Origin of the sequence: Prevotella scopos JCM 17725 (assembly GCF_018127785.1) — a bacterium.
Lineage (GTDB): Bacteria > Bacteroidota > Bacteroidia > Bacteroidales > Bacteroidaceae > Prevotella > Prevotella scopos.
The window spans coordinates 75312-100784 of sequence record NZ_CP072390.1 but is presented as its reverse complement, the minus strand read 5'-3'; the positions used below and the strand labels follow the sequence as shown (position 1 = coordinate 100784).

General features: G+C 41.3%; 15 protein-coding genes. 10 read left to right on the top strand and 5 right to left on the bottom strand.

What is annotated here, in order from left to right:
- Nucleotides 1-124: 124 nt before the first annotated feature.
- A complete protein-coding gene (gene ispF, locus J4856_RS05830) occupies nucleotides 125-628 on the top strand; it encodes a 2-C-methyl-D-erythritol 2,4-cyclodiphosphate synthase (RefSeq protein WP_025837114.1) in 504 nt (167 codons plus the stop codon).
- A 566-nt stretch (nucleotides 629-1194) separates the two neighbouring features.
- On the opposite strand, the gene J4856_RS05825 is transcribed toward ispF, so the two are convergent.
- The 3 genes from J4856_RS05825 to J4856_RS05815 all read right to left on the bottom strand — a co-directional run bounded on the left by J4856_RS05825 (nucleotide 1195) and on the right by J4856_RS05815 (nucleotide 5788).
- Nucleotides 1195-2349 carry a TlpA disulfide reductase family protein gene (locus tag J4856_RS05825; protein ID WP_025837116.1) on the bottom strand — a complete coding sequence of 385 codons (1155 nt, stop codon included), beginning with the start codon at nucleotides 2347-2349 and terminating at the stop codon, nucleotides 1195-1197.
- 838 nt (nucleotides 2350-3187) lie between these two features.
- Complete coding sequence (locus J4856_RS05820; RefSeq protein WP_025837119.1) at nucleotides 3188-4459, bottom strand: NAD(P)/FAD-dependent oxidoreductase; 1272 nt, start codon at nucleotides 4457-4459, stop codon at nucleotides 3188-3190.
- Between the two features lie 87 nt (nucleotides 4460-4546).
- Nucleotides 4547-5788, bottom strand: coding sequence for a M16 family metallopeptidase (locus tag J4856_RS05815; RefSeq protein WP_065367859.1), 1242 nt, complete (start codon nucleotides 5786-5788; stop codon nucleotides 4547-4549).
- Between the two features lie 141 nt (nucleotides 5789-5929).
- Here J4856_RS05815 and J4856_RS05810 point away from each other — a divergent pair, with 141 nt between their 5' ends.
- The 4 genes from J4856_RS05810 to J4856_RS05795 all read left to right on the top strand — a co-directional run bounded on the left by J4856_RS05810 (nucleotide 5930) and on the right by J4856_RS05795 (nucleotide 11021).
- Nucleotides 5930-6868 carry a carbohydrate kinase family protein gene (locus J4856_RS05810; RefSeq protein ID WP_025837121.1) on the top strand — a complete coding sequence of 313 codons (939 nt, stop codon included), beginning with the start codon at nucleotides 5930-5932 and terminating at the stop codon, nucleotides 6866-6868.
- A gap of 76 nt (nucleotides 6869-6944) precedes the next feature.
- On the top strand, nucleotides 6945-8135 hold the full coding sequence (locus J4856_RS05805) for an FprA family A-type flavoprotein (protein WP_025837123.1): 1191 nt from the start codon (nucleotides 6945-6947) through the stop codon (nucleotides 8133-8135).
- A gap of 12 nt (nucleotides 8136-8147) precedes the next feature.
- Nucleotides 8148-8666: an LOG family protein gene (locus tag J4856_RS05800; RefSeq protein ID WP_025837125.1), complete on the top strand. Its 519-nt coding sequence runs from the start codon at nucleotides 8148-8150 to the stop codon at nucleotides 8664-8666.
- A 327-nt stretch (nucleotides 8667-8993) separates the two neighbouring features.
- On the top strand, nucleotides 8994-11021 hold the full coding sequence (locus J4856_RS05795) for a glycoside hydrolase family 16 protein (RefSeq protein WP_025837127.1): 2028 nt from the start codon (nucleotides 8994-8996) through the stop codon (nucleotides 11019-11021).
- Nucleotides 11022-11158: 137 nt separating this feature from the next.
- Here J4856_RS05795 and J4856_RS05790 read toward each other — a convergent pair whose 3' ends face one another.
- Nucleotides 11159-11593, bottom strand: a complete 435-nt coding sequence (locus J4856_RS05790; RefSeq protein WP_025837129.1) for a DUF4299 family protein — start codon at nucleotides 11591-11593, stop codon at nucleotides 11159-11161.
- Between the two features lie 427 nt (nucleotides 11594-12020).
- On the opposite strand from J4856_RS05790, the gene J4856_RS05785 reads away from it, so the two are divergent.
- The 3 genes from J4856_RS05785 (at nucleotide 12021) to J4856_RS05775 (ending at nucleotide 16942) form a co-directional block, all read left to right on the top strand.
- The gene (locus J4856_RS05785; protein WP_065367643.1) at nucleotides 12021-13247 is read left to right on the top strand and encodes a nucleoside recognition domain-containing protein; all 1227 of its coding nucleotides are present in this window, start codon (nucleotides 12021-12023) and stop codon (nucleotides 13245-13247) included.
- A 90-nt stretch (nucleotides 13248-13337) separates the two neighbouring features.
- Nucleotides 13338-14789, top strand: coding sequence for an oligosaccharide flippase family protein (locus J4856_RS05780; RefSeq protein WP_025837131.1), 1452 nt, complete (start codon nucleotides 13338-13340; stop codon nucleotides 14787-14789).
- 29 nt (nucleotides 14790-14818) lie between these two features.
- Nucleotides 14819-16942: a S46 family peptidase gene (locus tag J4856_RS05775; protein ID WP_025837133.1), complete on the top strand. Its 2124-nt coding sequence runs from the start codon at nucleotides 14819-14821 to the stop codon at nucleotides 16940-16942.
- A gap of 793 nt (nucleotides 16943-17735) precedes the next feature.
- Here J4856_RS05775 and J4856_RS05770 read toward each other — a convergent pair.
- Nucleotides 17736-19658, bottom strand: coding sequence for a DEAD/DEAH box helicase (locus J4856_RS05770; protein WP_065367644.1), 1923 nt, complete (start codon nucleotides 19656-19658; stop codon nucleotides 17736-17738).
- Between the two features lie 1258 nt (nucleotides 19659-20916).
- Here J4856_RS05770 and pnp point away from each other — a divergent pair.
- Together pnp and J4856_RS05760 are read left to right on the top strand one after the other, a co-directional pair.
- A complete protein-coding gene (gene pnp / locus J4856_RS05765) occupies nucleotides 20917-23157 on the top strand; it encodes a polyribonucleotide nucleotidyltransferase (protein ID WP_025837137.1) in 2241 nt (746 codons plus the stop codon).
- 201 nt (nucleotides 23158-23358) lie between these two features.
- Nucleotides 23359-25404 carry a lamin tail domain-containing protein gene (locus J4856_RS05760; protein ID WP_234967194.1) on the top strand — a complete coding sequence of 682 codons (2046 nt, stop codon included), beginning with the start codon at nucleotides 23359-23361 and terminating at the stop codon, nucleotides 25402-25404.
- Nucleotides 25405-25473: the final 69 nt, after the last annotated feature.

The window sequence follows — 25473 nt, the reverse complement described above, 5'->3', positions numbered from 1 at the left end:
AAATCCGTGATAGTGATCTTCTTTACATAAGTATTATAAGACTTTTAATATAAACCAATAAGAACCTATCCCCTGCATAAAACATCCTCTACATTAGAAGAGCCTGGGAAGGTCCCCCATTATTATGAGCAATTCTACTCAACCCATCCCATCTTTCCGTGTCGGAATGGGATACGACGTACACAAACTCGTTGAAGGTCGCGACCTATACTTAGGTGGTATCAAGATTGAGCATAGTCTTGGACTACTTGGACATAGTGATGCCGACGTACTCATTCACGCTATCTGCGACGCCCTACTCGGTGCTGCCAATATGCGCGACATAGGTTATCACTTTCCAGACACCTCAGCTGACACCCTTGACATGGACTCAAAGGTCATTCTCCGCAATACCATCGACCTCTTGGCTACAAAGGGCTATCGTGTAGGAAACATTGATGCAACGATTTGTGCCGAACGTCCTAAGATTAACCCACATATCCCTGCTATGTGCGAATGCTTGGTAGAGATTATTGGTTGTGACCTTGATGCCGTTTCAATCAAAGCCACCACCTCTGAACATTTGGGCTTCGTTGGACGAGAAGAAGGCATGGCTGCCTATGCCGTCTGCTTGATTGTGAAAGCATAGGGGGTAAAGAAGCCAGCATCTAGCAGGGATAAGGTGGATAAATAGCGACACAAAAACGAATCAAATCTTCCAGACTTTGGAATAACACGTATTTCCAAAGAAGAGAATTAGTGCATAAAACAAAATAAAGTTTTGTTTTAAGTTGCTGTCACTTTTAACATTTCGTGTATCTGATTGGAGCATAATAGGTTAAGCAAACACAATGTATGACAGAAGTGACAGGAAACTAAGTTTATGGATAAGGAGTGATGAAAGTAAGTTTCCCGATATGACAAGTCTCCCTCCCGATCTCCCTATTTGACACCCCTTCCAATATGATATGGTTCACGGAGGTAAACGCCATTTACGGAGTTGCCTACAACACAAAGAGTTTACAGAGTCTTAGCATATAGCTTGCTGGTATCTTTAAGGACAAGCTCAGTCAATACCCATTTAGACAATTCATCAACACCCGACACTCAACACTCATCACCCACATCTCTCCGATAAATTGATTACAGCGAACAGGGGACATACGAATGCCGTATGTCCCCTGTTCGTTTTATTATAAGAATAGCAGCCTTTCCTTACAGCAGCTTCAGAATCTCCTGTTCAAGATTCTTAATCTGTGAAGGATTCTTCACGATGTTGTTACCACGATCGATAAGGTAGATGATTGGAACAGTCTGTGCAGGAGCGGTATAGGCTTGACTAATTCCACTATCATCATAGACATTAATCCAAGGAAGATTAGCCACCTGCTCCTTCCAGAAGTGAGCATTGTCATCCAATGAAACCATATAAATCTCTAACCCACGGTCATGATACTTATTATAAAGGTCACGTAACTGCATAATATATTCTGTAGAACCCTTTGCCGCAAAGACATGGAAGTCGAGCAAAACAACTTTACCTTTCAAATCAGTCAAATGATGTTCCACACCTCGGTTATCACGCAAAGGAAGGTCAACAACGCCCAACTCCTTGGCTTTAATCTCCACAGGCTTATTCTGCGCTTTCACAATGCGTTCATCCTTCATACCCTTAATAGTAATGTTGTGAAGGTTCTGCGTACGTTTTGAGTCTGGATAATAGGTATCCCAACTTGTAGCTACCGCACCGAAAACCTTGTTATCATCCATATCACGCGATGGGTCGAATATTAAATGCGCCTGATTGCCAATAACGATATATTGGAACAAAGCAAAGTAACTATAGGCACGCATTGGCTCCTTAAAGATATAGTTGCGAGAAACATCGTGCTTATAGTCGTTCATCATTACGGTGATAATTGAGTCAGCAAGGCCAGGACGCTCAGCAAGGATAGACTGACAGCGAGCTTGTAAGTCAATCTGTTTGAGGGCTAACTCTTTGATTTTCTCATTATCATAAGAGCCCTTCACAGTGTAATCGGTAGCCATCTGTGGATAAGTAGCCTTCACATCAACCGTCTCAGTGGAGTCAATAGCAATGTTAATAATCTGACCAGCAATACGAAGACGATAGAACTCGGGGTTATCGACTTTATCTCCAGAGAACGAGAAAGTACCCTTTTCATCGAGTTTTACAGAGTCAACAGTAGAGAAACCATCAAGTCCGTTATGCTCAAAATAGAGTAACGAATCCTTTGCATTTGCAATAGAACCTGTCACATGAAACTTCTCACCCGCACAACTTGCCAATGCTGCGAGTCCGACAATCGCAATGCCTGCTACTAAAATGTTACCGATTTTATGCTTCATTATTTAATAGATATTACGTTTTTGATTTATGTTTCGTGCAAAGGTAACGTAAATTGATAAAACCGCAAAGCAAATGTCGTCAAATATTATCAAATTCATAGTACTTTTGGGCTCTAGAATGAATCATGTGGGTAATTCTTCATAGAGCCTAAAATATTATCCAAAAGTCTAGCCTCCAACAAAACACAACTCTTGATTGTCATTAGTTTTAATACGTTTAACTCTCATTAAATCCCTACCCTTCCATATACAGCAATGGTGTGAACCTTCCGCACGTGTGGTGCATACCATCCGCACCATTAGTGTTAAGCACCCGCACCACATGTGCTAAGCACCCGCACCAAACTTGAAGAATATCAACACACAAGCCCACACGATTCGTTATAGAGCCTACTTTTGTATAATGCCCAATATCCTCAGAAATGTCTCACAGAATCAAAGGATATTACCAATCTCAATAATTATTAGCAACTTCGCTGTACTATATTTCATTGATTATCAATAAAATAAAGAGCAACTATTATGAACACATAAGTAGATAATTTAAGCTAAACACCTAATCTTCTGAGTGTTAAAAATAAGACAAGAAGCAATGTTCTCTCACTTTTCTCAAAATTTGCTTTTGGTCATCTACCCTGTAGGTTTTCTGTGGAGAAACACGATGGTATCTCCGCTGTTCAACTGACTCTTTCTCTTTGCCTTTTCCGCATTAATGGTGAAACTGAACCATACTAGGGTCTATCCCTTCAAAATAATGGAGAATAAAAAACTCCTAACTGGTAATCACTTACCAATTAGGAGAATATGAAAGAAAGTTGTCGATAATACGACGACTTATTTATTTTGCTTTCAATATCAAACGAAGACTCTGCTTGTAATTAATGTAGTTCCATACCCAGTTAAGCAAAATGAACGTTTTGTTCTTTACGCCAAGAATTGAACGAAGGTGAACAACGAGCCATAATGCCCAAGCAGGGAAGCCACCAAACTTCTTTCCAGAGATTTCAGCAACAGCATGGTTTCGTCCGATTGTTGCCATTACACCGAGATTCTTATATCTGAAAGGCTTAGGTTCCTTACCTTTAGCAAGTGCTTTGAGGTTCTTGGCAATCGTCTTTGCCTGCTGCATAGCTACCTGCGCTAATTGTGGATGACCAAGCGGATATTCCTCATCCCCCTCTACTAAAGAGATATCACCAATTGCATAGACATCCTCTACCCCCTTCACACGACAGAAGCGATCCGTCAAAAGGCGCCCTGAATGCCCGATGCTTTCTACAGGGAAGCCACCAAGCTTATTCGCACAGATACCACTCACCCAGATAACAGTCTGCGTAGGAATCTCCAAACCAGCACTTGTTTTCAGTATTCCATCCTTGTATTCTGTCGCAAACTGTGGCTGACGAATATGCACATGTAAGTCTTTCAAATCTTTCTCTGCACGCTTTGACGAAACAGGGTCCATATTTGCAAGAAGACGATCGCCTGCGTTGACAAGATAGATGTGCATCTGTGATGAGTCAAGATCAGGGTAATCACGAGCAATGATGTTTTTCTTCATCTCTGCCACTGCACCTGCAATCTCAACACCTGAGGCTCCACCGCCAACAACAACGATATTCATCAGCGCCTGTTTGCGTTCAGGAACATCTTCCGTCTCAGCAAGTTCAAGGTTACGAAGAATGGTATTACGGAGTCGCATTGCCTCACCAACCGATTTCATCGGGAGTGTGGTAGCCTCAATATCCTTATTTCCGAAGAAATTAGTCGTAGCACCAGCTGCTATCACAAGATAGTCATACTCAATCTTTCCCACCGTAGTATCAATGAATTTCTCCTCAGTATTCACAGCTTGCACATCTGCCATACGGAAGAAGAAGTCCTTATGTCCTTGGAAAAGACGACGAAAAGGAAAGGAGATGCTACTCGGTTCAAGACCACCCGATGCTACCTGATAAATCAATGGAGGGAACTGATGATAATTATTTTTGTCAACTAATACAACCTGAAATTCATCATCAACCAATTTGAAGGCAAGATTCAATCCTCCCAATCCACCACCAACGATGACAACTCTCTTTTTGTCTGTCCCTTCGATATTTGCTTTCATTGCTTTATTATCCTTATTTTTGTTATCCGTTTATATACTAAAACTTATTGTTACGAAATTAATGCTGTGCTCAGGAATGATTATTTTCTACACGTAAATCAACTTGGATAGTCGTTCTTCTGGGAAAAGTTCGCAGGCGACAGCCTGTAACTCTTCAGCTGTTATGGTGTCAATGTTGCGATAAAGTGCGGAGATATCCTTCTTCCAACCATAGTGTAGAAAACCTTTACCAAAGTCTAATGCAAGGTTTTCACGATTGTCGCAAGCGATGCCTATCTGTCCTTTTATCTGCTGTTTGGCTATTGTCAGCTCATCATCAGTCAATGGAACGGTCATGAAATGGTCGAGCTCAGCACGAACAAGACGCAAACATTCGTACAAGTCATCAGTATCACAGCCAAAATAGATAGCCCAAACACCCGTTGAAGAATAGGTCACCATAGAACTATCGACCGTATAGACAAGCCCACGACGCTCACGCAACGCAAGGTTCAGTCGAGCACTCATACCTGGACCACCCAAGATATTGTTAAGCAAATATAATGCCATACGACGTTTATCGTGGATGTTATAAGCACGATTACCAATCATTACATGTGCCTGATGGGTCTGCTTATCAACCCTGATTGTCTGTGCCTGATACTCGCTCAATGATGGAAGTGCCATTTCGATAGGCTTTTCTGTTTCTCCTTTTGACTTTACTTTCGAACCATTTTCCTGCTCTAAAAGACTGATTAAATCATCAAAATCGATGTCTCCATAAGCAAAAAATACCGAATTCATCGGTTGATAGAACTTTTTTGTGAAGCGAAGTGCATCTTCGGTAGTGAACTTTCTGACACGTTCTGCCGAGCCAAGGATACTATGTCCTAACGGATGTCCACGGAAGATGAGATTCTCGAACTCATCATAAATAAGTTCTGAAGGACTATCGTTATAAGATTCTATCTCATCACAGATTACTTCCACCTCCTTGTTAATCTCCTTTTGAGGATAGACACTATGGAAAACAATATCTGTCAAAAGGTCTATCGCACGAGGAAGATGATCCTTCAAAATCGCAGAATAATAAACCGTATCAGTCTTAGTTGTAAAAGCGTTGAGATCGCCGCCCACTTGTTCAAGACATTGAATTACATCTATTGCCGTACGACGCATAGTACCTTTGAAGGTAACATGCTCGCAGAAATGAGCTATACCCTCTTCATCAGGTAGCTCATTGGCTGTTCCAACATTGAGTTGATAGCCACAATAAACCACTGGAGAGGCGGCAGGAAGGGCAATGATACGCAGTCCATTTTCTAAAACTGCAGTCTGATAACTTGTCATAGGATGCAAAATTAAGAAAAAAGAATGAAAAGCAATAGAGTTTAAAGCACAAAGAAAAAAGAACTTAATTCATTTTGTAATCCGTTCAAATTTCTGTATATTTGCACAACCTAAAAGTGGCACAACATAATTCACAATAAAATGCGAAAAGTAATAGGTATAGGTGAATCCGTTTTAGACATCATCTTTAAGAATAACAAGCCCGTTGAGGCAGTACCAGGAGGCTCTACCTTTAACGCTATCACATCGTTAGGACGTTGCGGTGTTAACACATCGTTTATCTCAGAAGCTGGCAAAGATCATATCGGGAAATATATTATTAACTTCCTGAAAAACAATGGTGTTAATGCTGACAACATAGCTACCTTCCCTGATTCTAAATCACCTGTATCACTGGCTTTTCTCAATGAGAAGAATGATGCCGAATATATCTTCTACAAAGATCATCCACACGACCATTTAGAATTCACTTATCCAGACATACAGCCCGATGACATCATACTTGTTAGTTCCTTTTATGCGGTAAATCCTGTGATTCGTCCGCAGGTATTAGGACTATTAGACTATGCTCGAACACGTGGCGCAATCATCTACTATGATGTCAATTTCCGGCCAGCACATAAGGATGAGGTCATCAAGATTACGCCAAATCTGATTGAGAATCTCGACTATGCTGATATTGTTCGTGGAAGCCATGAGGACTTTGCGATACTCTACAAGAAAGAAGATGCAGACAAGGTTTACAATGCTGAGATATCATTCTATTGCAAACAGTTCATTTATACGCAAGGCAGTCAGCCTGTAGAAGTGCGTTGTGGAAAGGAATTAAAGAAGTCGTATCCAGTTCCTAACACAGATATTGTTAGTACTATCGGTGCTGGCGACAACTTTAACGCAGGATTCATCTTCGGTATTTTGAAATGTGGAATCACCCGTGCCGACCTCGAGAAAGGACTTTCAGAGGAACAATGGGATAAACTCATCAACTATGCCCTGGCGTTCTCAGCAGATTGCTGTAAGGACATTTTTAACTATGTAAGCAAAGAGTTTGGGGAGAAGATGAAAGAGGGGGCTGTATAAACAGAAAGCCCTATAGCCAAACAAACATAATTGGCTTGATAAATGCGCAGAAAGGAACACTAAAAATAAAAATAAAATGATAGAAATTGCTGATAAAGTTTATTACGTTGGAGTTAACGACCGTAATAAGAACCTCTTTGAGGGATTATGGCCATTGCCACATGGCGTAAGCTACAATTCTTATCTTATAGTCGATGAGAAAGTTTGCCTTATTGATACAGTTGAAGTAGATTTCTTCACACAGTTTATAGAGAATCTGCATGAGGTATTGGGTGACCGACAGATTGATTACTTAGTCATCAACCACATGGAGCCTGACCATTCTGGTTCGCTTGCTTTATTCCGGAAATATTATCCTAACATCCAAGTTCTTGGAAACAAGAAGACCTTTGACATGTTGTCTGGTTTCTATGGCGTAAAGGAAAATACGATAGAGGTAAAGAATGGCGAAGAATTGAGTCTGGGTAAGCACACCTTACAATTCTTTATGACCCCAATGGTTCACTGGCCAGAAACGATGATGACACTTTGCAAAGGCGAGGTGAATCATTTGTTTACAGGCGATGCTTTCGGCTGTTTTGGTGCATTAAATGGTGGTCTCATCGATCAGGATATTGACACAGACTGGTGCTGGTTGGAGATGGTTCGCTACTATTCTAACATCGTTGGAAAGTATGGCATACCTGTTCAGAACGCATTGAAAAAGCTTGCTGGTGTACACTTCGATTACATCTGCTCAACTCATGGACCAGTATGGCATAAGTATATTGACAAGGTTGTTGGACTTTATGACCGTATGTCAAAGTACGAGACAGACCCAGGTTTGGTTATTTGCTATGGTACAATGTATGGCAACACAGAACGTATGGCGGAACAGATTGCTCGTTCTGCATCACTTGCTGGCGTTAAGAATATTCGTTTATACAACGTCTCTAAAACACATCACAGCTACATTCTTCAGGACATCTTCCGCTTCCGTGGCTTAATCGTTGGTGCTCCTACCTATAACGCAGGTCTCTATCATGAGATGGATGTACTCTTGCAGGAGGTTGCCAACCGCGACATCAAGAACCACCTTATCGGCTGGTTTGGTTCTTACTCATGGGCTTCAAAGGCTGTTGCAGCCATCGGCGAGTGGAATGAGAACCACTTACACTTTGAAAAGGTGGGTGAGCCAGTAGAGATGAAGCAGGCACTCACCCCCGAGATTAAGGAAGAGTGCTACCGTTTAGGACGTGAAATGGCTGCTAAACTCTTAGGAGAATAATGATTGAACAGAATGAATATTGCAGTATTTTGTTCAGCAAACAATAACATTGACCCCGACTACTTCCGTGCTGCGGAAGAGTTGGGTCAATGGATTGGAGAAAATGGTCACACCCTTGTCTATGGCGGAGGTAATAGTGGCTTGATGGAATGTATTGGTAAGGCAGTACATGAAGCAGGCGGACGCACCATTGGTGTTATCCCTCGTATCATGGAAGAAGGGCGTCGGATGAGCGACTATGTAGATATAGAAATCCCATGTGAGGATCTCTCTGATCGTAAAACCATCATGATGGAACGCTCTGACGAGTTCTATGCCTTGCCAGGTGGTATAGGTACAATTGATGAAGTCTTTACAGTTGCAGCGGCAGCTACTATAGGTTATCATCGAAAGAAGGTCACACTTCTCAATGTAAAAGGCTTCTGGGATAGTATGATTGCCCTATTAAATGACCACCAACAAAAAGGAATGATTCGTGGTAAATTCCAAGATTTTATAGAGGTAAAGGACATAAAGGACATTAATTCATAAGAATTTTTCAAAAATTTACCTTACAGATACCTTAAAACATAAAAGAAAACAATAATAAACAATAGACGTATTCTTTTCATATTCTTCAACATTAAATGAATACGTTTACAATACCTTAGCGTTATTTGACACTCCACACGGCTTTAAAAGCCGTTCAGTGTCAATGGAAAGCTGTAATTTTGTAGCCGAGTTCTATTTCGTTGTTGGATTGATAATTCATAACAGGATAGCTTAACATTATTGTTTTAGCTTTCCATCTGACACGAATATATTTTTCTAATTAAATAATCATGAGTAACATAAAACTTGCTCATATACAGCAACAACATGAAAAAAACAGGAATAACGCTTTGCGGATTGTACTTAAGCCTCTCTACGCTATCTGCACAGGTAACAGAAAACACTGCGCCAGCTATACCAGGTTGGAATTACTATGGAGGCGACGAGTTTAATGGTAACAAAATTGATAATACTCGTTGGGGTATCTATGGTGACCCAAAGTACCATTATAAGTTTGACGATTATGGTAATAACAAAAATCAGGGTAGCGTACAGTATTATCGTTCGGACATGATCAAGGTGAAAGATGGTGTAGCGTATATCACCGCTTCACGTGAACCTCTTTTAACCGGACGCCGTCGTGATGGGCAAAACGACCCTGCAGGAATCGATTATAGTGTAAGACTGCAGTCTCCTTTTAAGCCTAAACACGACTTTGGAAAGTATGGTTGGTGGTCTGGTGCACTCTCAAGTCGTAATGCTAACGAGGCTAATATGGCTCAGGGAGTTGGCATTGACAAAGGAACATACTACCCACTTTACTCACGCATAGAGATAAAAGCAAAGATACCTTATGAGTTTGGTACATGGATGGCATTATGGTTACGTCACTGTAATGGAGCAAATACGTTTGAGATTGACTTACAGGAGTTTTTTGTAAATGAAGATCGAAGAGATCCAATGAAAGAAAAAGGCTTTTATTTGCATCAAACAGTCCATGGTTTGAACTATGATGACAAAACAAGTGACGGAAAGCCAAAGACAACCTACAATAATAATTACAGAGAAGATCGTATAAAAGAGATTGACTTTGATCCTGCACAGGACTTCCATGTATATGGTGCACAGATAGACCCAGAACCTAGTGACCCTAAGAACTTAGTAGTTACATTCCTTTTGGATGGAAGGGTAAGATCTGTTTTCCGTACAAAAGCCTATATGTCAAAGGATACTAGACATCCATACAAATATAATGCACTTTTAGCAGAAAACTATTCAATCTTTGGAGAAGACCGTGTTTGGGATGTTGCCATCACCGGACAGGTTGGAGGTAAGGCATACAAAAAGGACACGGTAATTGAGCCAGAAATGTATCCATATAAAGGTTTTGGAGGTACTTTGTATCCAGAATTAAACCCTAAATATGGTGGTGATATCAATAAGACACCTAAGGAGTATGTCACTGAAATCGATTGGTTACGCGTTTACAAACGTGCTAGCGAACTCCTTTGGGTTGGGTCGCTACCAGACAAAGAAGATTATGCGCACAGAAATGACAGAACTTTAAGTCTGAACATTCCAGCTGACAAGTTTGCCAACTTGAAGACAGGCGATCAGTTGATTATGGATGTAGCAGCTCTAAATGTAACAGAGAATGTAAAGCTTGACCTATTTGACAAATATGGGAAAGCTATCGCTACATTAAAACCAGAAGTCACACCTAATGATGCACAAGTAACTTTTGTTGTAACAGATGAACTTCGCAACAAACTAAGAAATGAGGGGTGCGTGATAAAAGGAGAGAATGTCCGTTTATTCACAGTAAATCGTTCATCAAAAGAAAAGGCACTTTGGAGTGGATTTAAAGAAATGCATTGGGGCGAGACGATTGTTCCTAAAGAGCAATTTGCTAATATTGGTGATGGTCAGGAAATTGAGATTGTAGTGAGAGATGTTAAACCAGGTGCAAAGGTTTATCTACGACAGAACACGAAGATACCTGGTGAATCAAAGAGACCTAAACTCTCATTTAGAGAATTGTATGGCCATATTATCAATCTTAAAGAAGGCAATGATGAAAGCACCTATACTCTCCAACTCGAACCAAATGTTGTTCGTGATTTGAAAGAAAAAGGCTTAGTCATTACAGGACAAGGTTTCTACTTGCGTAGTGTTAATATTATTGGTAAGAGTTCATCCAATACTATTACCGGTATAAACAAGATAGCTAACACTGAACAAAACGATGGCACAGTTTATTCTATCACTGGTACAAAGGTAAGAGACGCAAATGAAAAAGGCCAATTACCGCGTGGTATCTACATTATTAATGGCAAGAAAGTCGTAGTAAAATAAACTAGATCCAACAAGATAAAGCGCATTTTATCTAAAAAGATTATGCCATGAAAAATCTATAAGAAATGGAGTTGTACCAAAATGACACATTGGTACAACTCCTTTTTTATGGATATATTGCTTTCCCTTTCTAATAACTAACAACGCTTTAAAGACTGCTGTACCCCAGAAATCAGCAAGCCCATTTCGGCTGCATTCAATCCTCTAATGAGAACGTTTGGTTCTCTGAACTCTACAGCATAATTTGACAAGGCTGGTACACAATGAAAGAAAGGTAAAGAAACAACTTCTCCAAGCTTTGTCGTACTTACAAATGTTAGTTGTATGTCAGAGAAGTTATCATCCTCATTTTTATATAATTCATTGGGATACATAGGCAGAATGGTGTTAACACCTTCGGTGATAACAAAACTCAGAAGCTTTTCGTGTCCCTCTTTTTCATAACACTGAGGTACTGCTACATAAGCTTCTGACCATAAATCGGCCTCTTCTGTCTCTTCAACATCAGAGAGACATTGTTCGTTTTGCTGAGCCTTACGCTTATTCTTTTTAAAGAAATCGAAAATACCCATACAGTCTTGTTGTTACGAATAAAATTCGCAAAGTGACTAATTTTGTGATAAAAGTAATTGGAGATAGATAAAAGCCTATCCTCAAAAGATATTTGCAAAGATAAAAACTTCATATAACATAAACACAAATTCGTATGTTAAAAAGATTAAATCGTACATACATGCATATAAAATCATCGATAAAACAGTTATGTAACAAGGTGTAATTAACGTTACTCAGAACTATCATTGAAAATAAAAAAAAACTTCTTTGCGACAAAACCATTGGAAACAGGGAGACTAAACACATCTTTTTAGCTTATTATGCCGTACGTTCACACAGAAATGTTTATCTTTGCATTGGGAAAGTATGGTGCCGTTGTGGGGCTGTCTGTCCCCACTTCTAATTCATAACAGACATATTAAAATAGTTATAAAAACGCAATAAATGGCACTGAACTATATTTGGGTAGGATTCTTCCTAATAGCCTTCGTCTTCGGCATTATCTCTCTGTTGATGGGCGATACAACAATATTTGAAAAAATGATGAATTCTACCTTTGATTCATCTAAGAATGCCTTTACAACATCAATAGGCTTAACAGGAGTCTTGACGCTATGGTTGGGAATCATGAAGATTGGCGAAAAGGCTGGTGTTGTCAATGTTCTTGCACGTATGCTCAGCCCCTTCTTCTCAAAACTCTTCCCTGATATCCCTAAGAATCACCCTGTTATGGGTTCTATCTTTATGAATATTGCATCGAATATGTTAGGGCTTGATAATGCAGCTACGCCTACTGGACTGAAGGCAATGGCGCAGATGCAAGAGTTGAACACAAAGAAGGACACGGCAACTAACCCGATGATAATGTTCTTAGTATTGAATACTTCGGGTCTGACGCTCATCCCTACGACCATTCTCGGCTATCGAAGCATGAACGGTGCAGCACAACCTATGGATGTGTTTATCCCAATTCTGTTGGCAACAACGGTAGCTACGATAGCTGGTATTCTCATTACGGCAGCTTGGCAACGTATCAATATTTTCCAACCAACATTGTTTTTGGGGCTTGTTGGTATTATAGGCTTTGTCGGATTGTTAATTTGGGGATTCGGACAGATGGATAAGCAGATGACGAATACGGTGTCATCTGTTGCTTCTAACTTGATTGTCATGTCGATAATCATGCTTTTCATCGTTGTGGCGCTATTACGGAAAGTGAATGTTTATGATGCTTTCATCGAAGGAGCGAAGGATGGATTCCAAACCGCAGTACGCATTATTCCTTATCTGGTAGCTATCCTTGTGGCTGTAGGAGTGTTCCGTGCTTCGGGTGCAATGGACCTTTTGATACAGGGAATTAAGTGGTGTGTGGAGCAGTGCGGACTTGACACAAGATTCGTAGATGCACTCCCAACTGCTTTTATGAAGCCGCTTTCTGGTAGTGGCGCACGTGGTCTTATGTTGGAATCAATGAAGACTTTTGGTGTTGACTCATTCGTTGGCAGATTGAGTTGTATCTTCCAAGGTTCAACAGATACTACTTTCTATATCTTGGCGGTTTACTTCGGAAGCATCGGAATAAGATATACACGGCACGCACTGGCTTGTGGACTATTAGCCGATTTGGCTGGTGTAATAGCTGCAATTACAATCTGCTATATATTCTTTTAGAAGATAAATGAGTCTATTAAGCTGTTGGGCTATTAGCCCTATAAGCCTTATTAGCCCAATAAGGCAAATAAGCTAAACTATAATACAACAATGGCAAATTTAAAATCACTTGCAAAAGACACTGCTATCTACGGATTGAGCAGTATCATCGGAAGGTTCTTAAACTACCTTCTTGTACCCCTCTATACAGCGAAAATTAGTGCAGCGAGCGGTGGCTATGGTGTTATCACAAACATCTATGCCTATACTGCGTTGCTGTTGGTCGTTTTGACCTATGGAATGGAGACGACCTTCTTCCGTTATGCCAATAAGACTGACCAAGATCCGAAGAAGGTTTACTCTACTACTTTGTCTTTGGTAGGTCTTTCTTCACTGCTATTCATCGCAATGGTCTTCGTCTTCTTGCAGCCTATCTGTGACTTTATGGGTTACTCGGAACATCCGTCGTATGTGTGGGTAATGGCTATCACGGTGGCGACAGATGCCTTTCAGGCTATTCCTTTTGCCTATCTCAGATATAAGAAGCGTCCGATTAAGTTTGCTACTTTCAAACTATTGTTCATTGCTTTGAACATCATTTTGAATCTTGGTTACTATCTTGTTCTTGGCGGTCATGAAGTCGGTTACGCCTTCTATATTAACCTTGTATGTACAACGACTATCACCTTCTGTTTCTGGAAAGAGCTAAAAGATGGTTTCTTCTCAGGCGGTAAGTTGCTTGATATGCCTTTGGCAAAGAAGATGTTGTCTTATACTTGGCCAATTCTATTCCTTGGTATTGCCGGTATTCTTAATCAGACAGCAGGTTACATCCTCTTCCCATACGTCTATAAGAATAGTGATGCACATACACAGTTGGGTATCTTCGGTGCTGCAAGTAAGATAGCAATGATTATGTCGATGATTACACAGGCTTTCCGTTATGCCTACGAGCCATTCGTTTTTGGTAAGGCACGCGACAAAGACAATAAGGAAACCTATGCAAGAGCGATGAAGTTCTTTATCATCTTCACGCTTTTAGCCTTCCTTGTTGTGATGGGTTATATGGATATCCTACGTCATATCATTGGCCGTGACTACTGGGTAGGACTACAGGTTGTACCTATCGTGATGGCTGGAGGTATTATGACGGGCGTCTATTTCAATCTAAGTTTCTGGTATAAGCTCATCGACAAAACCATTTGGGGAGCCTACTTCTCTGGCATCGGCTGTGCTGTAATCATCGGAATCAACGTGATATTCGTACCAAAATATGGTTACATTGCTTGTGCTTGGGCAGGATTCTTGGGCAATGCCACAGCGATGGTACTATCTTATATCGTTGGTCAGCGTAAATACCCTATCAACTATCCACTGAAGAGTATCTTTGTCTATCTACTGATAGCAGGTTTGTTCTTTGCCATCATCACTTATACTAACGCCAACCTTCCTGTTCCTGCGGCATTGGGAATTAACACCTTGGTGATTATTCTCTTCATAGCTCACGTGTTATACCACGATTTCCCGTTACAACAATTACGCAATCGGTTTGCAAAGAAATAAACAAGTATAATTTAACCAATAATATCATTATGAAGAAATCGACTTTACTTATTGCCGGACTTCTCGCATTGGGTAGTACAACCATGCACGCCGACGAGGGTATGTGGACGCTTTACAATTTGCCAAATGCCGTCTACGAACAAATGGTAGCCGAAGGATTCCAATTGCCTGAAAACATGCTTTACGGCGCACCTAACGCTATCAGCAATTCTGTAATCAACTTCTCTGGCTTCTGCTCAGGTGTTGTTGTATCACCAAATGGTCTTGTCTTCACTAATCATCATTGTGGATTCAGTGCAATTAATGCCCTTTCCACCGTTGAACATGATTATATGAAGGATGGTTTCTATGCAAAAAGCTATGCAGAGGAACTCCCAAGTAAGGACTTGTTTGTTTCCTTTATGAAGAAGCAGGAGGATATTACTCCTCGTGTTAATAAGCTTATTGCAGGGAAGAATGCTGAACAGACAGAGGCGATTATCGATTCTCTTACAAATCATTTGACCGACTCTATCAAGACCATTGATAAGACTTTGCATATCAGTGTAGATGCTTTCTACGAGGGAAATAAGTATTATGCCACTACATATCAGGACTTCCAAGACGTACGTTTGGTGTTCACTGTACCAAAGAGTATGGGTAAGTTCGGTGGTGAAACAGACAACTGGATGTGGCCACGACAGACAAGTGACTTCTCAGTGTTCCGTATTTATGCCGATCCTAAGACCAACGGACCAGCTGCCTACTCAAAGGATAATGTGCCTTATAAGCCAGCTAACTGGGCTCCTGTAAGTCTTGAGGGTTATAAGGATAAGGATTTTGCAATGACAATTGGCTATCCTGGCTCTACTAATCGTTACTTGTCTTCGTTCGGTATACAGCAGCGTCGAGACATTGAAAACACTGTTCGTGTACAAGTTCGTGATATCAAGCTCGCTATTATGAAGAAGTACATGGATAAGAACGAGAAGACTCGTCTCCAATATGAGAACAAGTACGTTACATCAGCTAACTACTGGAAAAACTCTATTGGTATGAATAAATGTATTGATTCCATCGGTTTGATTCGTCAGAAGGCTGAATATGAGGCTAAGATACAGAGATGGTTGGATGAAAAGACCGTGAAGGACCCTGCTGTAAATGTTGATCTCAAGAAGTTAAGCAACCTTTATAAGGAGAGTGCTGAGCCTGCTTTGGTTCAAGCTTACTGGAACGAGTCATTCTGGAAGGTGTCTGAATTGATTCAGAGAGCCTTGGATATCACCCGTGGCGCTATCGAACCACAAGGTCCTAAGGATGATGAATCAGCACAGTATGTACAGTTTAAGGACAATAGTAGCGACTGGAACTTAGCCCTTGATAAGGAAATGACAGCCGCTATGTTGAAGAACTATGCTGAACACGTACCTACTGCATATCGTCCAGAAGTATTTAATGTTATCAAAACAAAGTTCGGTAACAATTATAAGAAGTACACTGACTGGCTCTATGCAAACAGTAAACTACTCGTTAAGGACCATAAGTTCTATAATGATGAGAAGACACTCAACGACCCAGGTATACAGCTTGGAGTAGAACTCGTGATGCTCTATCAGCAAGTTACGACCAACTATGTTAGCAAGATAGAAGCTATCGAGCAGGAAGAGAAGAAACTTTGCGAGGCAAAGGTACAGATGGAGATGGATATGCCACATTATAGTGATGCTAACTTCACCATGCGTATGTCTTATGGACAGGTGGGTGGCTATATGATTGGTGGCTTCGATAGCAACTACTACACAACTGCTGAGAGTCTTGTTGAGAAGATGAAGTTAGGTAAGAAACTTGAGGATTACAAGGTTGAGCCTATCATGATGGACCTTATGAGTGCTAAGGACTTCGGTCGTTATGCTGATAAGACAACAGGTAAGATGCAGCTTTGCTTCCTTACTAACAATGATATCACTGGTGGTAACTCAGGTTCTCCAATGTTCGATGGTAAGGGTCGCCTTATTGGTCTTGCTTTCGACGGTAACTGGGATAGCCTTTCAAGCGATATCAACTTCGATCGCAAGCTCGCACGTTGTATTGGTGTTGACATCCGTTTCGTCCTCTACCTGATGGATAAGTGGGGTCACGCTGACCGTCTGCTGCAGGAAATCAACCCACAGTAAGGGTTACTCCTAATATATTAAAATAGGTATGTTCAAGAACGAACATACCTATTTTTCTTTTGAAAAGTAGTATCTTTATGGGTATATTATCAGCTTATTGACTTTTACTGTAAGCATACTACATTTTTATTTAGATATAACGAAAAGGGTAATCATTAATATTATTACCAAGAATACATAAGAAAACAGTCCCAACTGATATTCTTTCTTTGTCAGTAATGCCTCTTGTTCTTTCATCTTTCGCTCTGGAAATATACGAAACATTAAGAGGTATAAGGGAACGATAATAACTGCACCTATCAGGTAATCCCCTGATTTTGAGCCTGTATGCCAAAATTTTAATACACTCTGCATATTTAATAAACCAATTATTATAAATAAACAAAGTATAAACAGTGCGAGAAGGTTTGTCAAGGTAGCAAAATAAGGAATGCTTCTGTTAGCCCCTCTCATATTAAAACGGTATAAACTGGCTATGATTTTGTACATAGTTATTGCTGGTAAACTGAGAAACTGCTTTCGTATGAGTGATACCTCACGATATACGATACCGGTAATAGCCTTCTCTCTTCCCCCTTTTAGTTATCGTGTTGAGGCTCCACACTACTCGTGCTGATGCTCCGCACGAATAGTGCTAATGCTTCGCACCAATGGTGCGGATGCCTAATACCCTTCATAAATGGAGCTATGAACTATACGAAAGATTATCAATGTATAGCCTATTTATCGAAAGTCTCTCCAACGTTATGCGCTAAGTCTCCCTCCCCTTTGGGGAGGGTCGGGGAGGGGTCTTTTACTTCTTTGGTCTGCGTCTTGCCCAACCTTCCTCAGAGAAGTCTGGTTCATCGCCCTTTAGCTTAGCTGGGCTACCCTTCATAAGTTCCTTCCAATCATCTTTCTTGAACTTATGCTGTCCTCCGAAAGAATTCTCATCATACTGGCGACGACCACGGCCCTTGCGCTCACGAGACTCCTGACGACCCTCGCCACGGCTGCCGTAACCACCACGACTGCCTGCAGAGCGACCATTGCCACCTGCTGAACGACCATTAGATGAGCGACCGTGACCACCTTCTTCAGCATCGTTACAACGCACCTTACGACCTTTATAGGTTGCACCGTCCAATGACTGCATCACTTTCTGAGCATCCTGCTCTGGCACTTCGATGTAGCTCTGCTTAGCAAGGAGGTCGATATGTCCTACTGCCTGCTTACCATGTACATTCTTATTGATGAACTGCATCACCTCACCCGGATAGAAACCATCTGCCTTACCGAGATTGATAAAGAGTCGCTTATAACCACTCTCCGCCTTACGTGGACCACGGCTGCGGCTTCCTCTGCCTTCGCCTCTTGCGCCACGGCTATCTTCACGTGCACTACGTGACGATGGCTTCTCGATCTCCTGAGCATTCTTATAATAGTCAAGGAAGCGACCGAAGGTTGCAGAAACAATCTTCTTGATGACAACCTCCTTATCGATATACTCGAATTGGCGGTTGATATCCTTCATGTAAGGTGCAATCTGGTCCTCATCAACGTCTGTCTTCAGGATGTCATCCATTGTCTTAAACAGCTGCTTCTTGCAGATTTCCTCTGGTGAAGGTAGTGTTCCGTCAACAAACTCTTTACTGATTTCGCGTTCAATATTACGTACCTTATATTTCTCACGTGAGTGAATAATCGAGATAGAAGTACCCTTCTTGCCTGCACGACCCGTACGGCCAGAGCGGTGGGTATAGTTCTCGATATCATCAGGCAGACCATAGTTGATAACGTGTGTCAAGTCGTTCACATCCAATCCACGTGCTGCAACGTCTGTTGCCACGAGAATCTGTGTGAGATGTGAGCGGAACTTCTGCATCGTGAGGTCACGCTGCTGCTGCGAGAGGTCGCCATGCAACGCCTCGGCATTATATCCGTCCTTAATCAACTTGTCAGCAATCTCCTGTGTCTCAACCTTTGTACGGCAGAATACAATCGCATAAATCTTTGGATAGAAGTCAACCAATCGCTTCAAGGCAAGGTACTTGTCGCGTGCATTCACCATATAATAAATATGGTTTACACTCTCAGCACCCTCGTTACGGCTACCCACTACAATCTCTTTATAGTCATGTAGATAACCCTTTGCAACACGCTCTACCTCACGACTCATCGTAGCCGAGAACAACAATGTGTTACGATCTTCAGGTACACCGGTCAATATTTCAGTGATACTCTCTTGGAAACCCATGTTCAGCATCTCGTCAGCCTCGTCCAAAACAACGTTTCTAACCTTGTCAAGGCGAGCCTTCCCACGGTGCATAAGGTCTATTAGTCGGCCCGGTGTAGCCACGATAATCTGTACACCATGGCGCAACTGGCGAATCTGTGTATCAATAGATGCACCACCATAGACAGCTGCGATATGTAGATGAGGGATATACTTACTGAATTCCTTTAGGTCATCGGCAATCTGCAAACAAAGTTCACGCGTAGGACTCAGCACGATAGCCTGCGTCTCCTTGCTGCTTGTATCAATACGTTGCAGCAAAGGCAAACCGAATGCAGCCGTCTTACCCGTACCAGTCTGTGCCAGTGCGATGACGTCGTTACGATTACCAAGTAAATAAGGGATTACTTCTTCTTGTACAGGCATTGGATTTTCAAATCCAAGCTCACTAATGGCGCGACGAATCTCTTCGCTCACACCTAACTCTTCAAATGTCTTCAAATTCGTTTGTTTATTATTTATTATCCTATATAAAAGGTAAACTCACCACCAAACGAACCCACTAAAAAGACACTTGCCTGCGGCTGGCTTCTAACAGTCGGCACGCAGACTCTCAGGTGGCATATTACCTTTAATTGTATGCAAAGGTACGTTAAGAAGTTGAGATGCGCAAATAAAACCTCTTATAAATCAATAGGATGGAAAGAAATATATAAGAATTGAGGAGAAAAAGTTCGTTTGAATTCTAAAAAAAAGTTTTTTCAAAGAATGTATTTTATCATAAGCTATTAAAAAAAGAATACGATAACACATCTTCTGTTATAAAGTCTAAAAAGTATAAGCAAATTTTCTTGAATTACATTTTTTTATGTGGTTTTTTTATAACTTTGCATTGTCAAATAGAAAAATAGTCGTTATTAAAGTTAATTATTTGAGTTAGTACAAGGACACAAAACTTACGTGAGTAAGTTTGATGTTAAACGAAAGGCTTCGCAGTGATGCGAAACCTTTTTTGTTTGTGTAAAAAACTTCAGTATAATAATTCATAATTATGACTACCTTTGTGTGCTGTGTTTTATCGAAACGAATTTCACAAATAAACAGACAAGAAAGTCAAACACCCCATTTACACATTAACTGAGAACTCGTCAACCTACACGAAGAAGAATGTGTCATTGTCCTATATTCTTGGATTTATGCAAAAAGAGGGAAAGAACGTATTAAGAGAGCTTACAATAAGGCTCTATAACGAATCGTGTGGGTAATTCGTCATAGAGCCTAAAATATTGTTGAAAGGTATAGCCTCCAACTAGACACAACTCCAGATTGACCTTCATTTTAATATGCTTAACTCACATTAAATCCCTACCCTACCATATACAGCAATGGTGTTAAACCTTCGCACATGTGGTGCATACCATCCGCACCATTAGTGTTAAGCACCAGCACCACATGTGCTGAGCACCCGCACCACATGTGCTGAGCACCCACACCAAACCGATGGAATATCAGCACACAACCCACACAATTCGCTATAGAGCCTACAATAAAGATAAACGTTTTAACATCTGATAATTGGCAGAGCTAAAATAAATTCGTTTTTATTTGGGTGTTACATATATAATAGGTAAATTTGCACGGATTAATTTTTTCGGAACGCGTGAGAAGGTAAGTGTAAAGGCATTCGAGTCTTGCCCATAGTTACCACTTTTGGTTCCCAAAGATGTTGGTCAAAACAATAAGTATTTTAAAATTTTAGATGAACGTAATTACGAAAACAGTTCAATTGCCAGATGGAAGAACCATCTCAATTGAAACCGGAAAGGTTGCAAAGCAGGCCGATGGCGCAGCAGTTCTCCGCATGGGTAACACAGTACTTCTCGCCACTGTTTGTGCAGCTAAAGAGGCAGTTCCGGGCACAGACTTCATGCCTTTGCAAGTTGATTATCGCGAGCAGTATGCTGCCGCAGGTCGTTTCCCTGGTGGTTTCACCAAGCGCGAAGGCAAAGCCAATGACGACGAAATCCTAACATCACGCCTTGTGGACCGTGTTCTTCGTCCACTTTTCCCATCTGATTATCACTGTGAAGTTTATGTACAGGTAATGTTGCTTTCTGCTGACGGTGTTGATCAGCCTGACGCACTTGCCGGTTTGGCTGCTTCTGCAGCGCTTGCAGCTTCAGATATTCCAATCGAGCATACAACTTCAGAGGTTCGTGTTGCACGTGTTAACGGCGAGTATGTTATCGACCCAACTTTCGAGCAGATGAAGGAAGCTGATATGGACCTCATGGTTGGTGCTACCAAAGACAACATTATGATGGTAGAGGGTGAGATGGACGAGGTTTCTGAGCAAGATCTCATCGGTGCTTTGAAGGCAGCACACGAGGCTATCAAGCCAATGTGCGAAATGCAGGAAGAGCTTTCAAAGGCTTGTGGCACAGATGTTAAGCGTGCATACGAAGATGAAGTTAACGATGAAGCGTTGCGCGAAGAGCTTACCAAGGCTACATACGACGCTTGCTACGCTCAGGCTCAGAGCGGTGACGACGACAAGAAGCACCGTGAAGAGACATACGACAAGATTAAGTCTGATTTCGTTGAGGCTTATGATGCCGCTCACACAGACCTTTCAGAAGACGACCTCGAAGAAAAACACACACTTATTGACCGTTACTTTGCTGATGTTCAGCGTGACTCTATGCGCCGTAGCGTACTTGATACAGGCAAGCGTATGGACGGTCGTGCAACAGATGAGATTCGTCCTATCTGGTGCGAGATTGATACTTTGCCAATGCCACACGGAAGCTCTCTCTTCCAGCGTGGTGAAACAATGTCTCTCTCTACTTGTACGCTCGGTACAAAGATGGACGAGAAGATGGTTGATAACGTATTGGAGAAGAGCTACCAGCGCTTCCTCCTTCACTATAATTTCCCTCCATTCTGTACAGGTGAGGCTAAGGCTCAGCGTGGTGTAGGCCGTCGCGAGATTGGTCATGGTCACCTTGCATGGCGTGGTTTGAAGGGTCAGATTCCTGCTGACTTCCCTTACACAGTTCGTTTGGTAAGCCAGATTCTCGAGTCTAATGGTTCTTCTTCAATGGCTACAGTATGTGCAGGTACACTTGCATTGTTAGATGCAGGTGTTCCAATGAAGAAGCCAGTATCAGGTATTGCTATGGGTCTTATCAAGAACCCAGGAGAAGATAAGTATGCTGTGCTAAGTGACATCCTCGGTGATGAGGACCACTTGGGCGATATGGACTTCAAGACAACTGGTACAAAGGACGGTTTGACCGCAACTCAGATGGATATCAAGTGTGACGGTTTGTCATTTGAGATTCTTGAGAAGGCATTGATGCAGGCAAAGGCTGCTCGTGAGCACATCCTCAACATTATGACTGAGACAATTGCAGAGCCACGTGCTGAGATGAAACCACAGGTTCCTCGTATCGTACAGTTGGAGATTCCTAAGGAGTTCATCGGTGCTGTTATCGGTCCTGGTGGTAAGATTATCCAGCAGATGCAGGAGGAAACTGGTGCTACTATCACTATCGAGGAGACTGATGGTGTTGGTAAAGTACAGGTTTCTGCGCCTAATAAGGATTCAATCGATGCAGCTCTTGGTAAGATTAAGTCTATTGTCGCAGTTCCAGAGATTGGTGAAGTTTATGAGGGTACAGTACGTTCTATCATGCCATACGGCTGCTTCGTTGAGATTCTGCCAGGTAAGGACGGCTTGCTTCACATCTCAGAAATCGACTGGAAGCGTCTTGAAACTGTTGAAGAGGCAGGTATCAAGGAAGGCGATAAGATTAAGGTAAAACTCCTTGAGATTGATCCAAAGACTGGTAAATACAAACTCTCACGCCGCGTGTTGCTTGAGAAGCCAGAGGGGTACGTTGAGCCACAGCGTCGCCCACGTGGTGACCGTCGTCCACGTCGTGATGGAGAGCGCCGTCCACGTCGTGAAAATAACGAAAATGAGCATAACGATTAATCGTTCGTAATTAATAATATAATCCCTCAGAAGTCGCCAAGACTTTCGGGGGATTATATATTATAACAAAGCCAAATTGACTACAAGCCCAAATCTACCTGATTGACTTTAAATTTATAAAATCAATTCAAGTCTAACTATCTGACCCTTGCGTGGGATAGAAAACTCTATGTTTTATTAACCAAAACTATTAATACTAAAATGAAGAAAGAATATCTTTCTCCCACTATGGCTGTTATACCTGTCATACAGGAACATTCTGTCTTAGAAACAGGCTCTGGTAATCTCCCTGATGGTTCCCAAGGACACAACATGGATGATGAGACAGAGGAATATGACACTGATGAATCAACACATATTAGTGGTCAAGCCAAACAAGTTTCACTCTTTTTTGAAGAACCTTTCACAATGCACAAAGTTTTAAAGTTTGTTGTTTATGCAGTTATAACACTTGGTGTAGCAGCGTGTTCCCAGGATGACATTAACTCAGCTGAACAAAATAAAAGTAATGAAGAAACGACTATCACCGTTGATGTTACATTGGATAAGAATGTAGAGGAAATGGTGAACGCAAAGCAGATGACAGCTGTATGGGATACCGAACAATCCGCTATGACCCGTACACCTATCACCTACGACAAACAAGGGTCATTGACTTACAACTGGAAGGTTGGAAGTACGATTCCCTTATTTGTCTATATTACTGATGGAGCACACCGAATCAGTAGTAAGATTGATAAGGGTTTGCAGATTATTTCTGCCAATAAGGGTTACTTTACATTCTCAGTACCAGCATATTTTGACTTATCTAAACTGCAAGTAGCATCGGCTACAGGTAAGGAGGATGGTGTAGAAAATGGTGCATGGACACAAGGTATTGGCACTGATGGCGTTATGAGGGTTTCTGGACCAAAGGAAATTGATGCAACTTCATACGATTATAACATCCCACTTTATTCGAAGTTGACGAAAGTAGATCCTGTGGCAAAGCACGCTAAAGTTCAGTTTTTAATGTTAGGTAGCTGGATTGGCGTTAGAGCAAAGTCGGATATGTTTTATAAGAGCAATGTCTATTCTATCGCTTTGAAGTCTGACGTGCTTCACATGGATGGTACCTTCGATCTCTCTCAAACTTCTCCTGTATGGAAACCAAGTCCATACAGAATTAATATAGACAGACGGCAGGGAAAAGTTTTGGACGAATGTGACACGATTAAAGTCAATAATTTTGCTATTGGTGGTGAGGCTGATGGAGCAGGAACAACCAAATATACCAAGCCTTTTTATATCTGGGTAAAGGCTACACCAGGCGTAACCAGTACGACAAAAGCAAGAGTTATCCTCCGCAGTGAGGCTGATAGCAAGACTGGAGCAGTAGCCCCACAGATTGACTTCTTGTCTATGCGTAATCGATTCTGTCGTGAAGCGAAAGCCATTGTTGACTTCAAAGAGGGTGATACATATAATTTCAGTATCAATGCAAGTCTAAAAGAGACACGTGGAGCATTGATGATAACAGAGTATTACCACTCGTCTGCAGAAAATGGAGAGAATAGTTGGATTGAAATAACAAATGCCTCAAGAGAGACTGTATCGTTGAAAGGCTATTATCTTGTGAGTCCAAACCCATTGAATGTACCTCCTTATAGAGCATTATATGTTGCTAATCTGACTGACCTCAAAGCACTGAGCCGAGGAAGCAGCAGTGTCGGTATGCCAGGAAACTCTACAACATCGATACCTGCGGGAAAGTCTATTTGTTTAGCAGCAGGTACTGGTTATACAGAAGTTGTAGCTAAAAATAAGGCTTACCAAGTAATCAATACAGGTTCTGGAGTTGCTTCTCCATCAGCAGTCACTGGCGGAGTACGCTATTCTAAGTTTATTTGTAAAGATGGTTGGAATATTGATTTAAAAAATCCTAATAACAATATTGTTGACAACTTTGGTATTCAAGTAGATTATAAATTGAATGGTAGCAACGGATTCTATTATAATTATTACTTAGGGCAGAAGGATTTTATTCGTTCAAAGGAAATGTCTTTTAATGCCCCTTATAATGGATTCAACCCGATGGGATGGTATTACATGCCAATAGAAACAAGCGGATTAAACTTCCTTGGAACTTTTAATGATTATGACAGTAGGTTCATACCATTCGTGGATTATAAAGATGGTGGAAGTGCGAATAGAGTAGAACGATACCATGATATGTCTTATTACACCAATATTGTTCATCTTCCATAAGCAAAGACAATGAAGATTATTTGATAATAAACACATTGTTTATATAATCATAGGCAGGAATACTACATG